This is a genomic window from Hymenobacter sp. UYP22, assembly GCF_040547285.1.
Classification (GTDB): domain Bacteria; phylum Bacteroidota; class Bacteroidia; order Cytophagales; family Hymenobacteraceae; genus Hymenobacter.
Genome location: NZ_JBEPPK010000020.1, coordinates 37,723 through 50,312, shown reverse-complemented (window position 1 = coordinate 50,312; position 12,590 = coordinate 37,723). Strand labels below are relative to the sequence as shown.

The 12,590-nt window shown below is 56.9% G+C and carries 14 protein-coding genes; 4 read left to right on the top strand and 10 right to left on the bottom strand.

What is annotated here, in order from left to right; all coding sequences use genetic code 11:
- Positions 1 to 193: 193 nt before the first annotated feature.
- A complete protein-coding gene (locus ABIB60_RS21540) occupies positions 194 to 508 on the top strand; it encodes a hypothetical protein (protein WP_135533131.1) in 315 nt (104 codons plus the stop codon).
- 116 nt (positions 509 to 624) lie between these two features.
- Here the strand turns inward: ABIB60_RS21540 and ABIB60_RS21535 are convergent, their stop codons facing one another.
- The 6 genes from ABIB60_RS21535 to ABIB60_RS21510 all read right to left on the bottom strand — a co-directional run bounded on the left by ABIB60_RS21535 (position 625) and on the right by ABIB60_RS21510 (position 6,527).
- Positions 625 to 840 carry a hypothetical protein gene (locus tag ABIB60_RS21535; protein WP_354582401.1) on the bottom strand — a complete coding sequence of 72 codons (216 nt, stop codon included), beginning with the start codon at positions 838 to 840 and terminating at the stop codon, positions 625 to 627.
- A 20-nt stretch (positions 841 to 860) separates the two neighbouring features.
- Positions 861 to 2,270, bottom strand: a complete 1,410-nt coding sequence (locus ABIB60_RS21530; RefSeq protein ID WP_354582400.1) for a Fic/DOC family protein — start codon at positions 2,268 to 2,270, stop codon at positions 861 to 863.
- Between the two features lie 18 nt (positions 2,271 to 2,288).
- Positions 2,289 to 2,540, bottom strand: a complete 252-nt coding sequence (locus ABIB60_RS21525) for an antitoxin VbhA family protein (protein ID WP_354582399.1) — start codon at positions 2,538 to 2,540, stop codon at positions 2,289 to 2,291.
- Positions 2,541 to 2,642: 102 nt separating this feature from the next.
- A complete protein-coding gene (locus ABIB60_RS21520; protein ID WP_354582398.1) occupies positions 2,643 to 4,928 on the bottom strand; it encodes a type IV secretory system conjugative DNA transfer family protein in 2,286 nt (761 codons plus the stop codon).
- Positions 4,929 to 4,976: 48 nt separating this feature from the next.
- Entirely contained in the window at positions 4,977 to 5,996 is a 1,020-nt protein-coding gene (locus ABIB60_RS21515; protein WP_354582397.1) for a DUF5712 family protein, read from the bottom strand.
- Between the two features lie 6 nt (positions 5,997 to 6,002).
- The gene (locus ABIB60_RS21510) at positions 6,003 to 6,527 is read right to left on the bottom strand and encodes a BfmA/BtgA family mobilization protein (RefSeq protein ID WP_354582396.1); all 525 of its coding nucleotides are present in this window, start codon (positions 6,525 to 6,527) and stop codon (positions 6,003 to 6,005) included.
- Positions 6,528 to 7,526: 999 nt separating this feature from the next.
- Here ABIB60_RS21510 and ABIB60_RS21505 point away from each other — a divergent pair.
- Positions 7,527 to 8,303, top strand: coding sequence for a ParA family protein (locus ABIB60_RS21505; RefSeq protein ID WP_354582395.1), 777 nt, complete (start codon positions 7,527 to 7,529; stop codon positions 8,301 to 8,303).
- 3 nt (positions 8,304 to 8,306) lie between these two features.
- On the top strand, positions 8,307 to 8,873 hold the full coding sequence (locus ABIB60_RS21500; RefSeq protein WP_354582394.1) for a hypothetical protein: 567 nt from the start codon (positions 8,307 to 8,309) through the stop codon (positions 8,871 to 8,873).
- A gap of 235 nt (positions 8,874 to 9,108) precedes the next feature.
- Here ABIB60_RS21500 and ABIB60_RS21495 read toward each other — a convergent pair whose 3' ends face one another.
- From ABIB60_RS21495 to ABIB60_RS21480, 4 genes are all read right to left on the bottom strand, one after another.
- Complete coding sequence (locus tag ABIB60_RS21495; protein ID WP_354582450.1) at positions 9,109 to 10,071, bottom strand: ATPase; 963 nt, start codon at positions 10,069 to 10,071, stop codon at positions 9,109 to 9,111.
- Between the two features lie 17 nt (positions 10,072 to 10,088).
- Complete coding sequence (locus tag ABIB60_RS21490) at positions 10,089 to 10,316, bottom strand: hypothetical protein (protein WP_354582393.1); 228 nt, start codon at positions 10,314 to 10,316, stop codon at positions 10,089 to 10,091.
- Between the two features lie 150 nt (positions 10,317 to 10,466).
- Entirely contained in the window at positions 10,467 to 10,973 is a 507-nt protein-coding gene (locus ABIB60_RS21485; protein WP_354582392.1) for a hypothetical protein, read from the bottom strand.
- A gap of 54 nt (positions 10,974 to 11,027) precedes the next feature.
- The gene (locus ABIB60_RS21480) at positions 11,028 to 11,429 is read right to left on the bottom strand and encodes a hypothetical protein (protein WP_354582391.1); all 402 of its coding nucleotides are present in this window, start codon (positions 11,427 to 11,429) and stop codon (positions 11,028 to 11,030) included.
- 273 nt (positions 11,430 to 11,702) lie between these two features.
- Here ABIB60_RS21480 and ABIB60_RS21475 point away from each other — a divergent pair, with 273 nt between their 5' ends.
- A complete protein-coding gene (locus tag ABIB60_RS21475; RefSeq protein ID WP_354582390.1) occupies positions 11,703 to 12,176 on the top strand; it encodes a DUF1905 domain-containing protein in 474 nt (157 codons plus the stop codon).
- The last annotated feature ends 414 nt before the right edge of the window (positions 12,177 to 12,590 follow it).

Below are 12,590 nucleotides of genomic sequence, written 5' to 3'. Positions count from 1 at the left end.
GGGCGGTACTTGTAGAGGTAACGCGGAAATTCGCCCGACTGGATGCGGTCAATAATGCGCTGTTTATATGTCTCTGAAGGCATGAGCGAATAGAATCGAGAGATTCCAAAGTTACTCGGGCTCTAGCTATGGCAGCTATCTTTCGCTTTTGCGACAGATTAGACGACTTTAGGTAAAAAGCTACCTTGGCTTTATGAAAGCAACTCCTATCAAAACACGGTTCATCGTTGACCGGGAAGACCATCAGGGTAAACCCTTCTTTTACACCACCGACCTAGCCGAGATAATGGACCTGGGCCTGCCTCACAATGACAATTGGCATTGTACCAATGTCAAGAAAGGCAGCATTCTCACCATCGAGGGCCGTAAGTATAAAGTCATCGACATGATGCTGGTTATTCTAGACCAGCCAGAACAGGTGGACCCTAATATCGGCATCAATATGTATGGTCACGGGGAAGATTTTGAATTCAACTTTGAAGTGCGTCTCTATGTGCTGAACGCCTAAGCAAAACCAGACTGTCCGATGTTGGATAAGCTAACTTAATTGATAGCTTCTTCTCCCAACGCGTATTATTGTGCCTAACTACAAAGGCCCCGTTGGTAACAACGAGGCCTTTGTAGTTAATTCTGCCTAACCTTGCTGCTGGGCGGTGTCCAATCCGTCCACGTCCGGGTGGTCTGGCAGCAGGTACACTGCATTTTCAACTCCGAGGCAACGGGCGACACGTTCAGTACCTCATCGTGGGCGTGGAGCGTTTCCTCGCCGCAAGTGCTGCACAGCAGTAGCTCGGTGCCAGCTATCATATCCTCCATAAAGCTTAGCTCGTCGTCTTGCATGGTCGGGTTATTAGGTAGGATTAGCGTTCAATTCCGCCGCTGTCGCGGCCGGCGCTGGGGCCGCTACGCTCAATCGTTTTAGGTGGTTTTTCCAGCACACTGACGGAGTTACGCAGTTCGTCGGTGTACTTGTTGCTGCTCAGGCTCGGGATGCTGCCGGCGGCCTGCATGGCCTTATGGGTGTTTTCCTGGTTCATGCCCGCAATTGCCGGGCTGCGCTCCACAAACCTAGCTACCTCCCGCAACCGGGCGGCATCGAGCCCCTTGCCGTTTTCTTCCAAGCCCCTGGCTACCTCGCGGGCGGCTTTGATAAAGAGTGGCTGAGCCTCCTCGTGGTTTTTGGGCACAATGGCAGCCGGGTTGGCCGTGCGCTCAGCGGCGGCCGGTGCTGCGGCTTGCGGCTGCCGCTGGGGGCTCACCAGTTCCTTTCCCTCGGCTAGCTGCGCCACCTGCACCGACGAAGCACGTAGCCGCCTGGCGTCTTCCAAATCCAACGTCATATCCTTCATGCCCGGGTGCTTCAGAATCTTGTCAGAGGCCAGTTGCATTTCAATAATGCCGGGGCCTTTGATGGCGGTGGGGTCCTGGGTAACCGCTGAAACCCGCTGGGCCAGCTTTACGCCCTGGTCGTAATTGCCGGGACCGGGCATATTGGCAATGACGTTCGCGGCCCGGTAGCCGGTCACCTCCAACTCCCGCCGGGCATCCATTGCCTTCATAGCCGGCGACAACTCCGGGGGCGCGGCGGCCAGGCTGGGGTCGCGCAGCTTTTCAGCCGCAACTCCCGGTGCCGGCGTCGTTATCTGCTGCAACATTTCCCGGAGTGGCTTGAGGTTTTTATCGGCCTCGGCCGGGGGGTACAGCCGTACCATTGCCTCGTCGCGGCTGCGGTTCAGCACTTCGGGCGAGATTTTTCCAAAGTCCACTTGGTAGCCAGCTTCCTTGCCCAACTGGGTAACCATGGCCTGCAGGGTGCGGCCGTTGCCCTCGCGGAAAGCATGGGTGTGGTTGTACTGGTCCATGTAGTAGGCAGCCCGCTCGGTGAACTTGTCTTGATCCAAGCCCTTCAAGCCATTCTCCTTACCCAGCTGCTCCCCGATGGCCCCTAGCCGCTGCTCTATCTCCTTATGCGGCGCGTAAGTCATGGTTTCCTTGAAGCCGGTAACGTATGTGGCCTTGTTACCCTGAAATCCCCGGTCGGCCCGCGTCTCGCCGGCCCACTGGTACACGTCCTCAAAGAGCTTTTTGTGTAGCTCCTTCAAGTGAGCATGGTCAAACTGCCCGCCTTGAATGCCGCCCGACTCATTGAGATTAGCCAGTTTGGGCAAGGCGCTGTCATTCTCCACCTGCCGTAGCACTTCGGCATCCTTGATACCAAATTTATTGAGTAGTATCCCGTTTTCGTCGCTGAACTTATCGTTGGCTGCCATTCGCTGGGTGCTTACAGATTACTGTTCAGTTGCTGCCGGCGTGCCGTACTTGGCCTGCAGGCGGGCGCGGTTCAGCTCGTCCACCTGGTCTAAGGTCAGTTCCCCATCGACGTAGCGCTGCATCAGGGCCATTACCTCCTCGCTGGGCGCGGGGCCGTTGCTCATCAGAATAGAAACCGAGTTGGAGGCGTGGCGCTCCCGCTCCTGGCGGGCGCTCAGCTGCACGGGCGTTAAGCCGGCGGCGGCGGGGGCAAACGTAGGTACTTGCATAGAATTCTGGTAAGAGAGAGTGGATATCACTTAAACGAAAAACAGGGCTTGAACGTCGCTTTTTAGCCCTTTTTCGGGTTATTCAGCAGCAATTTTTACACCTCATGCTAAGGTGTTTACGTGCAGGGCCAACGTATCCCGTACCTCCTGGCGCACCCGCATGAAATTTTCCTGCACCGCGTCGGCCAGGGCCTTCTCCGGGTCGTCGTCTGGTCCGCCAAAGCTCACCATCGGGTGCAGGGGAAACTGCTCCCCCGTCCACTCGGGCCGGGTGATAGTACCCTGGAAAAAGGTGCTCTCGGTTTCCACCGTCTGCCCGATGAACTCCCCCTGCTGCAAGCCGATGGTGTCCTGCACCCGAACGAGGTTGCGCTCCTGGTAGCTGGTACTTTGGTTGGTACTGCTGTTGCGGCTGCCGGTACCGCCCTGGCTCGTGCCGGTGCTGGTGCTTATCATTTCCTTGTCTTCGCGGCCTACCAGCTCCGAAATGAACTTGGCCGTTTCCAGCGAGTTGACCTTGCCGAAAAACTGGTTGTTCAGGTTCGACACCATTACCTGCATCTTCTCCTTGCCGTAGGCATCCGTCATCTGGCTCAGGTCCTGCGTCATGTACACCATCGCCACCTTGTTGCTACGGGCCGTGGCCGGAATCACCTCCAGGCCGGGTACGTAGATGGTCGCGGCCTCGTCGAGGAACACGTAGCTGCGGTGCTTGCGCTGCTGGTTCATCAGCTTTAGCGCGACCGTTATCACGCACGACACAACCGGCGAAAATGTCTCCTTCAGGGTTGGGTCGTTGCCGATGCACAGCAGTTTGGGGGCCTTCGGGTCATTCAGATTGAGCGAGAAGCCTTCCCCCTCGGCCTCGTTGGGCGTCAGCACCCACACGATTTGCGGACTGTTAATCCGGGTTAGAATCACCTGCAGCGTGCCCACGACGGCGGCTATCTGCTTCTCCGCTTTTTGCTTCACGGCAGTAATGATGGACCGGGCCAGGTCGCCACTCTCCAGGTCTGTATCGAGCATACTCAAAACGTGCTTGAAGTCGTCGTGCATCGCCGTAGCTACGACGTGGGGAATGGTGCACAGCGCCGGGTAGTGCTTGCGGTAAAACCAGATGATGCTGGTCAGATACGCCACGGCGCTGGTATCGAAGAACTCCATCTTGCGGATGCTGGATGGATTCAGGTTATTGATGATAGCCCGGCTGTACTCCTCGGCAAAGGCCACGACGGGCATATCATCGGGCCGCAGCGGGTTCACCCGCTCACTGCGCGTCAGGTCCCGGAAGTTGATGATGTGCAGCTGTACCGGCGGCTCGTCCAGTTCCTGCTCGGCAGCGGTCAGCTTGGCCGCGGCCTTGCCCACCATGCTGCCGGCGTACTTCGCCGCCTGCTGCTTTTCTTTCTCCCGCTGGCGCTCGGCCAGAACCAACGCTTTCTGCGCGGTTTCCGCCAGCACCGGAAACTTAAAGTCGTAGATGAGGCCGGCGAAGTTCTTGTAGGCAAACTGCTCTACCATCGGCTCCCCTATCGAAAAGGTCTTGCCCGCGCCGGCCCCGCCCAGTACCAGCGTGCCCCGGTACGGGTTGGCAATGGTTATCCAACCACCATCCGCCGTGCGGAAATAGATGCCGTCCGGCGTTTCTATCTTCTTGCGCTCGGTGGTCAGCCCGAAGGCCGGGCGCTTGGTAGTAGCCCACAGCAGCCCTACCAGCCCACCGCTGGCCAGTACGGCAGCAGCGGCACCCGGATACCCGAATGTGATAAAGCCGGGCGTGTAGTGGTGCATATTCAGCAGCACATAGCCAGCAATCAGGAACACGGCCGCGCCTATTCCGGCCACCACGCGGAATGCCTTTTGGTTGATGGGCTTGCGCTTTGGCTTGCCCGGCACCGGGGCCGGGGCCTTCTGCACGAACACCAGCCCGAGGCCTGCCAGCAGCAGCAGTGCCCGCAGCCATACCCCGGACGGGCCGTAGAACTTGGCCGCTTTGACCAGAAGCTTCGACTTGAACCCCTGGCCCGCCTTTGCTACGGCCTTGGAGCGGGCCACGCTTTTACTCAGCGCCTGGTCGGTGGCGTGAGTCGCGGACACGGCAGCCTGTGCGTCCCCCTCCCCTACCACCTGGGCGGCTTCGAGCTGCGCCTTGGCAATCTTGCGCTGCCGCTGACGCTCATTGATGGCGGCAATCCGGGCGGCTAGTTTTTCCTTGGGAGTAAGGGCCTTTATCTCGGGCTGGGTGAGTTGCACGGTGCGGGCCTGGGCTATCTCGTCACGATGCAGCAGCGTGTAATACTCGCCGCCGATGATGGCCAGCAGTAGCAGGGCGAAAATCAGCCCGACGTTCTGGGTGTTGGGTGCAGCCCTGGGTGGTTGGCTAGACATAACTGTGTAGATGGTTATTGGAAAGAATAAGCGTTTTAGGTGGTGGCGCTACATTTCAATATCAAGTTCCCCGGACGTGCGGCCTCGCTTCTCGCCGATGCTCTCGGTCTGCTCGTCGCGGCCCCGGCCGGAACGGACCGCCTGTTGCAAGGCGCGGAGGGCACTGGTGGCTGCTTGCTGCTGCTGGGGCTGCTCCCGGCCAGTGGTCAACAGGTGGTACGCGTTATCAATGGGCTCCCCTGCCTTCGCCCGGCGTTCGACGGTAGCCAGTGAACGGTAAAAGGTCTTATCGTACTCGCGGCCCTGGGCTATCTTCTGTACCCGCGCTGGGTCAAGCTGCTGCGCCTTCGGCACCTGCTTGTTCAGTACCGCAATCCGCTCTCCAATCTTGGCGGCGCGGCTGGCATCGCGGCTGGCATCACGCGGCTTGACCTTTACCTTTTCGTGCTCCTGCGCGGTATAGGTAAACTGCTTCTCGAACTGCTTGCCCGCCTGGGTCTGCCAGTTGATTAAGTCGAACCGCTGCCGGCGGCCGGCGGGGTTGAGGCTTATCTTCTGGCTCCGGTCGCGGGCACTCACGATGACGTGAATATGCGTTTGCAGGCCGGACTTCTTCTCGCCCGTCTGAGCCTGGCCAGCGGCCACCTCGGGGTCAGTGCCCCGGTAGCTTCTGTCTTGGTGGATGGTGGCCCCCCATACCAAATCCTCACTGCGCAGCTGCCGTCCTTCCTTTAGCTTAAAGTTGCCGGCGTACTGCTCCATCACTGCCCGCGTGTAGGCTTTCAGCTTCTGTTCGTCGTTACCGATATGCTCCAACTCGTCGGCGCTGGGGCTAATCACCAACGAGTAAAACTTGGCATCATCCGCCCGCAATCCCTTCACGTTAGTGTCGATTGCCTGCATCAGTTCTGCCGCCTCAATCCCGTCGCGGTCAGCCCCGAAAAACGTTGCTGTCTGCCCATCTTTAGCCGCTTCCTGCTTCAGATAATTGAGCGTCTGCGCACTGCTGCCGCTGTTATTGTAAGCAGCTTTACCATGCGTCGCGGGGTTAATTAGCTTAACGTACATGCTGGCTTAGCTGCTCGGTTCGGTATCATTTTTCCCCGGCTGCCCCTCCCCTACTTTCTTGCCTGAACCAACGGGCTGAGCACCGGTCAGTGCCTCTTTTAGCTGCCGCTCAACGGCCTCGTCATTCTGCTGCCGTAGTTTCTTTAGCGTCTCCCGGTGTGCCGCCAACTGGCCTTCGCTGAGTAGGCTCAACTGGCCATTCAGGTTGTTGACCAGGATTTCATTCATCCGTAGAACCCGCTCCAGCGTGATACGGGACCGTAGCATTTCTTCCAGCATCGGGAGCAGTAAGCTACGCTCCTCCTCCTGCATATAGCTGAAAACCCGGTCGCCCAGCTTCTTCACCTGCTGCATGATTAGCTGGCCCTCGCGAGCCACGTCGTCCGCTGGGTTGAGTTGCCGGCTTGTGAAGTAGTCCAACGCCGCCTCGGTGTATTCACCAAGACTCATTTTCAGCCGGGTGGCGGCTTTGGTAGCGGCCCCGTGGCTGGTTGCATTTACCCGAATCTGTGGCTTCTGCTCTTTGGCCATTTCTACAGATTAAATAGTGGCTAAAACTACGATTCAACGATAAATTGTGAGCAAATATATACTGTAAATCAGTATGTTATATTAGATAATCACATGATTTTAGCTCTGCTAAAATACAAGTAACACAAATACAAAGCTTTAGCTCTGTATTTGTGTTACTCTTCTTGCTAAAAAGAAGTGAACGAATATCATTACGGCTTTACCTGTCCGATGTTGTCTACGGCCGTAAAATTACCAGCTGCCACTATTGCTAAGACTACCACTAAGCTACGAGCTACATTACTACCCCACGGCCTGGACTGATGCCCCCTGATACGCCACCTTCTATTTGATATGTTGCACCAGTTGGGCTATTGGGAGAAGAGTCTGTCTGGCCTTTTACTAACCGCTTTCCACCTTTCTACCAGAAACCCCTTGGTAACGCTGTAACCCCTTTTAATCATTTACTCACTACTTCACCACTTCGCTACTTTAAACAATCCTCTGATTACATCTATTGCATCAGCATTCGCTACCTCGCTACTTAACTACTTCGCTACCTATAAAAGTTAGACACTAAGCTGTCATTTAATTTCTTCGCTACCTCGCTACTTGACTACATCGCTACCTATAAAGCCTAATGACATTGCAACCTACTATCTAATTTTTCACTACCTCACCACCTGGCTACTTCGCTACTTACATTGTTAGTTCATTATCATTTCTTCACTACTTCGCTACCTGACTACTTCGCTACCGATGCTGTATCAACACTCTCATTTTCTCGCTACCTCACCACTTGACTACTTCGCCACCTTTTAACACTATATTTAATTCGCTACTTCACTACATCGCTACTTAACTACTTAAATTTATCACTACATCACTACTTAACTACCTCGCTTCATCGCTACCTCGCTACCTCCCCACATAACTACTTCGCCACTTTATATGTATGTTTGCGCTATCCGCCTGACTGACCACCCGGCGTAAAGTTTATTATCCCTAACCAGTAAACCCATGCCCAAAATTATCAGCTTTGCCACTCAAAAAGGCGGCTCCGGTAAATCAACCCTGCTACTCGTGCTTGCCGCTCCCCTGGCCACTGAGTATGGGCTAAAGATTGCCGTTCTGGATTGCGACTATCAGCAGAGCATCGTCAAAACCCGTGCTCAGCTGGACGCGCACAATTTGGCTAACCTTCAGAAAACCGACCCGGCGGCTAAGTACCCCTACGATGTTTTCCCGCTGGCCCTGGATAAGATTTTCGAGTTCATCGACAGTCCCGATAATCAGGACTACGACCTTATCATCATCGACGTACCCGGCCGGGCCGATGGCGACGATGTTTTCAACGCGCTGACGGCCTGCGACGCTGTAATTGTGCCCTTGGTATCGGACTACCTGGACCGGGCATCTACGGCGGAGTTTATGGGCATCCTGGAAGCTATCAAGCAGTCTGCAGAGGAGGCCCAACTGGATTTCCAATACTTCGGCCTTCCAACCAAGCGCGTTGCCGGCCGGCGGGAAGAAAAGGACATGGATGAGTACATCGACGGGCTGGGCCTCTCGCGCCTCAACTCCTCCCTGGGCCTGCGCACCGCCTACAGCCGGGCCTCGACGCTCTATAGCTTGCTCAACCCTACCTACCGCACCTATGCGGGCGGCAACAAGGACACGGATGCCGAAATACGCCGCGTATGTGAGGAACTGATAGAACGCCTGGGCTTGCCCCAGCGCAAAGCCGGGAGCCAGCTCAGCGAGTCGGCCGATACGTCAACCACTAAAACCAACTAAGCAATGGGCATCGAGAAACCGAAAATCGAGCCACGGCAGCGTATTCCCGTTTCTGCTGAGCGACGGAATCAGGCCCGGGCGGGCATGGATGGAGAGCTAGTCAAATCAACCAGTGCCACGGCTGCTGACGCTGCGCCGGCGGCTGTAGCCACCCCTGCAGTAGCCCCACTGGCTCCGGTCGATGCTCCGGTGCCTACGGAGCCAACGCCGGCCCCCGTAGCGGCTCCTGAACCTGTAGCGGCATCGACCAGCCAGCCAGCACCGCCTGTTCAGGCGATGGCCACGGTGGCCCCCACGCTGCCGGCAGCCGCTCCAATGGCTAGCCCCGCTGCGCGGCCCCGGCGTGGGCGCAAGCCGGCTGCCCCGGATGCCGTGCTGATGGAAACCGAACGCTCGGTGAAAATCCCGGAAAGCGTGTGGAATGAGATTCGGCTGGCGCTGGTGCTGCTACCTAAAGGGGAGGATAGTCCGGTCAGCATAAAGGCGTACCTGGTCGCCGCCCATCGGCACTATGAGGCGCAACTGCGCAAGCAAGGCAAGCTACCGGCTAAGCCAGCGGAAAGTAAATAGCTTAATTTGCAGCACTGGTTAGGGGTAAGTCGTCGGTTTGGTCGCCGGCACTTGGCTTCTCCTTTCTGGCGCTGTAGCGCCAACCAAGGGCAGTTCCTACCAGGGCTGCCCTTGTTGTTGGAACAGCAGTAAAAACCTGCTTTCTGAGGTCAATGCACCTGTTGACATAGAAAAGTCTCGGCTTAGACAAGCCGGGACTTTTTGTTGATGCACTTGAGTAGGGGAGGGGAGGGGGTCAGCGCTCCTGCTGGTCCTGGCCACGCTCTGCGGCTCGGCTCTGCCCGGCCTCCCGCACCTGGCTTGGGGCCTGGCGGCGCTGCTGGTCTTTAACGCTTTCCATCACTTCACTACCCGACTGCCGGTGCACCGCGTCAAGCGTGGTGCTGATGCGCTCTAGCGCCGGGCTTTTCAAGCTGTACTGCACGTTCAGATAGCTAACCCGCTGGCCCTGCTCTGACGCTGCAGCGGGCTGCACGTCGCTTACCTGTGCCCCGCTCATGCGAACGGCCGCTTGTACCGCCTCGGCCTGGCCGCGGGCACCCGGTGCCCGCGCTGCTTCCGTAACCCGGATAGTTGCCTGCTGCATGTCCGCTGCCGGTTGGGCTATCAACTGGTTAACCCGCTCCATCCGTTGGACGTGGGTCACGACACCCTTCACCCACTCCGGCGGCGGTGACTGCAAAGGAGCTATCAGCCCCTTTTCGATGAGCGCACCCGGCTGAAATGGCCGGCTGGTATTGTCTATCAGCTCGATGCGGTCAAATTCCTTATAGTTCTGCTTTAGCAGGGAAAGGGACTGGTGGTACCGCTGCTCAATGATGGCCGGGGGCACGTCGTGCCCGCCCTTGGCTACGCGGCTCAGTACCCGGTCCTGGCACTCACGCACCGACTCCAGGCTGACGTACACCAACTCAACGCGGTAACCGGCGGCTTTCGCGCCATGAATCAGCTTGTAGTCGTTGGTCTGGGCCAAGTTGCTCTCGACCGAGAAAGAAACCCTGCTGTCACGTAGCTCTTTGATGCGCTGGGCGGTCATCGCCTCCACGTCAAAGCCGCTGAGTTGGGGGTTCTGCTGTTTCAGCACGTCGCCGTTCACCTGTTCCACCGATGGACTATGAGCCGCCATTGCGTTGAACAAGGTGCTTTTCCCAGCGCCGTTTGGGCCGGCGAACACATAGAGTACTGGTTGCTGCTCCACCGGCCGCGCTTCGCTCACTAGGCTCCTACAACGTCAAGCAGTAGCCGGCGCGTCTGTGGCTGGGTCAGCGAAACCTCGTACACCTCACCGGTGGCAGGGTATTCGTGCACGTAGCGGCCTTGCTCGTCCCGGTAGGAGAGGAAGGTATTCGCGGCAGCTGCCTCAGCGCGCAGCTGCTCCCCAATGGATTTCTGAAACTCCGGCGTCGTCAGCTGGGCGAGAAAGTTGGTTACTGGGGAGTTCATGGCAGAAAGCAAAGGGTACACGAATATAACGCAAGTGCCGGTAAAGTAGTGGCATTGTGCCCAAGAAAATGAGCGCAGCAACCGGCCAGCAGGTGCTGAAAGAGGGGAGGGGCAGTTGGGGAAAAAGAAAGGGATGCCCCCGCGACTTACCTACTGGTCCTGTTGCTCGTCGCCGGGATGCTCGGTGTGCTCCCCGCTGTCTTGGTTGTCGTCCGGCTCCTCCTGGGGAGGGTACTCCGGTATCCAATCCTGCGCGGTGCCGGTGACGACTTCCTCGGCCTGGCAGTTGGGCACGGGTTGCGCAAGCTGCTGCGGGGACTGGGGCCGGCGTGGCTCCAACTCGCGGCCAAAGAAATGGCCTAGCGTTACGCCAGGTGCCTGCTTTTGGTACCAGTCAGGCATTTCGTCCGGCTGGCAGATTACGCCCAAGTACCCGTCAGCGTGGAAATAGGCCCGCACGACGGCTGCACCAAAGCCGTTCATGTGAATATGAACGCGGGAGCCGATTTCAGGCACGGCCGAATCTCCCGACCAATCGAGGTTGATTGGCAGGCTCAGGCGGGTTGGATAGCCCAGCCACTGCGGGCAAGGGGTCACGGAATTCAGCCACTGGCAGGGGCTAATCTGGGGCTGCTTCGGCGCGGGGGTGGTATTCATAGCGGTATATTTCCTATTGAGAAAATCAGATTGGGAGCTATCCGGCTGCTGGTGCTAGGCTGCCTGGGCAAGCTGGCTGCCGAAAACGCAGTGGGCGCGGGGGTGCATCTTGTGGGCACGTCGGCTGCCGGGGTGGAAGGGCTGGGTCACGAGGCCGATAAAGCCGGCGGCGTGACAGTAGCCCAACACCTTCACCGTTTCGACCTTCCCGCCTTGGTTGGCACTTACCAGTTTGCCCACTGCGGGCACCGGCTGCTGGGCCGACCAATGCAGCCCGCCCGGCAAGGCTTTCAGGCTGGGCACTGCGGTAAACTCGGGCGTGGCCAGGCGCATTTGGGCCGCTTCCTGGCGGGCCTTCTCAGTTGCGGCTTTCTTGGCGGCGTGGGTGGCGCGCATTTTAGCCAGACGAGCGGCGGGAATGCGGCGGGCGGGGCGGTACAGATTGGTACTTTTCATGGCTAGAAGGGAGTTTTTTACGTTGTTGCTTATACTTGTTAAACGTAATAGGCGCACTCCCAGTTGCAAATCATACATTTATAAATGCATGATTTGCTGGTATTGTTCAGCCTTTTTTCCCCACTGCCCCCAAGTAGGCTAGTGCATGGTGGTATTGGTTTAATTGTGGCTTGGACCAAGAGTTGACGGACCGCGGCCAAGTGAAAGATTTTGCCCAATCCTCCATCCTGGTTGGCTGGCAACATTTCCCCCGTTCTGGGGGTCTTGGTAGCTATGAATTACATCGTGAGAGACCAAGAGTTGGTGCTTCAGCACTGGCCGGGCAAAGGAGCCTGGACTTATCACCTTATCATCCCGAACTCGCGTGATATTCCTGGTGTGTGGGGTCAAATCAAGGTGTCGGGCACAATAGATGACTACACGGTTGAATCACGGAATTTGGCCCCGCGCAAAAATCAAGACAAAATGCTCTCCGTGAATGCTGCCATCCGCCAGCATTTGGGCAAGCAAGCTGGCGACACGGTGCGTGTCACGCTCTATCGTGAGCCTAACCCAGTATTGGTCCGCGAAGCCGAGGTACTAGCTTGTTTAGACGACGCTGGCGTGTTGACGTCGTTTAACGCCTGCAAAGTAGAAGACCGACGAGCTTTACTGCATGAGGTGTTGTCTCAGCCTGATGCCACGCGACAGGAAAAGAAAATCCTGGCCCTGATTGCTATGTTTGACTTGCAGAGTACCACTGGGTGAGTTCACGAGAAGTGTAGCTTCAGCAGGCAGTGTGGCCGCTCATTCAACTTTTGGACTAAAGTTTTAATTTGGACTAAAGTTTTAACTAAAGTCCATGGGGTAGTGAATGCCGCACCCATTCTTGGCATCATCGGAGAATAGCTAAAACTTGCTCTGTGCGCGACTTGGCCGCTGAATGGTAGCAGCGCTACTTGAACGGCTGCGGGTTGACTCTGCAGCCTCTTGAGGCACTAATTCAGCCCTTCCCGGCTCGGCTGGCCTCGATTGGCAGTGGGGTAGTAATTGGAGAAGTAATCATGGAGTTGCTAATAGTAGAAAAAGGTAATTAAATCTTGAAAAAGTACAAATCGTTTTTATTCGCTTATATGCTCTTTTGGACTGTCTTGTTTTGTTGATTCTCGACTTGTCCACACA

What these genes read in the sequence shown, in the direction of transcription:
- ABIB60_RS21540 (WP_135533131.1), top strand. Translation starts at nt 194, where the DNA reads ATGAAAGCAACTCCTATCAAAACACGGTTCATCGTTGACCGGGAAGAC.
- ABIB60_RS21535 (WP_354582401.1), bottom strand. Translation starts at nt 840, where the DNA reads ATGCAAGACGACGAGCTAAGCTTTATGGAGGATATGATAGCTGGCACC.
- ABIB60_RS21530 (WP_354582400.1), bottom strand. Translation starts at nt 2,270, where the DNA reads ATGGCAGCCAACGATAAGTTCAGCGACGAAAACGGGATACTACTCAAT.
- ABIB60_RS21525 (WP_354582399.1), bottom strand. Translation starts at nt 2,540, where the DNA reads ATGCAAGTACCTACGTTTGCCCCCGCCGCCGCCGGCTTAACGCCCGTG.
- ABIB60_RS21520 (WP_354582398.1), bottom strand. Translation starts at nt 4,928, where the DNA reads ATGTCTAGCCAACCACCCAGGGCTGCACCCAACACCCAGAACGTCGGG.
- ABIB60_RS21515 (WP_354582397.1), bottom strand. Translation starts at nt 5,996, where the DNA reads ATGTACGTTAAGCTAATTAACCCCGCGACGCATGGTAAAGCTGCTTAC.
- ABIB60_RS21510 (WP_354582396.1), bottom strand. Translation starts at nt 6,527, where the DNA reads ATGGCCAAAGAGCAGAAGCCACAGATTCGGGTAAATGCAACCAGCCAC.
- ABIB60_RS21505 (WP_354582395.1), top strand. Translation starts at nt 7,527, where the DNA reads ATGCCCAAAATTATCAGCTTTGCCACTCAAAAAGGCGGCTCCGGTAAA.
- ABIB60_RS21500 (WP_354582394.1), top strand. Translation starts at nt 8,307, where the DNA reads ATGGGCATCGAGAAACCGAAAATCGAGCCACGGCAGCGTATTCCCGTT.
- ABIB60_RS21490 (WP_354582393.1), bottom strand. Translation starts at nt 10,316, where the DNA reads ATGAACTCCCCAGTAACCAACTTTCTCGCCCAGCTGACGACGCCGGAG.
- ABIB60_RS21485 (WP_354582392.1), bottom strand. Translation starts at nt 10,973, where the DNA reads ATGAATACCACCCCCGCGCCGAAGCAGCCCCAGATTAGCCCCTGCCAG.
- ABIB60_RS21480 (WP_354582391.1), bottom strand. Translation starts at nt 11,429, where the DNA reads ATGAAAAGTACCAATCTGTACCGCCCCGCCCGCCGCATTCCCGCCGCT.
- ABIB60_RS21475 (WP_354582390.1), top strand. Translation starts at nt 11,703, where the DNA reads ATGAATTACATCGTGAGAGACCAAGAGTTGGTGCTTCAGCACTGGCCG.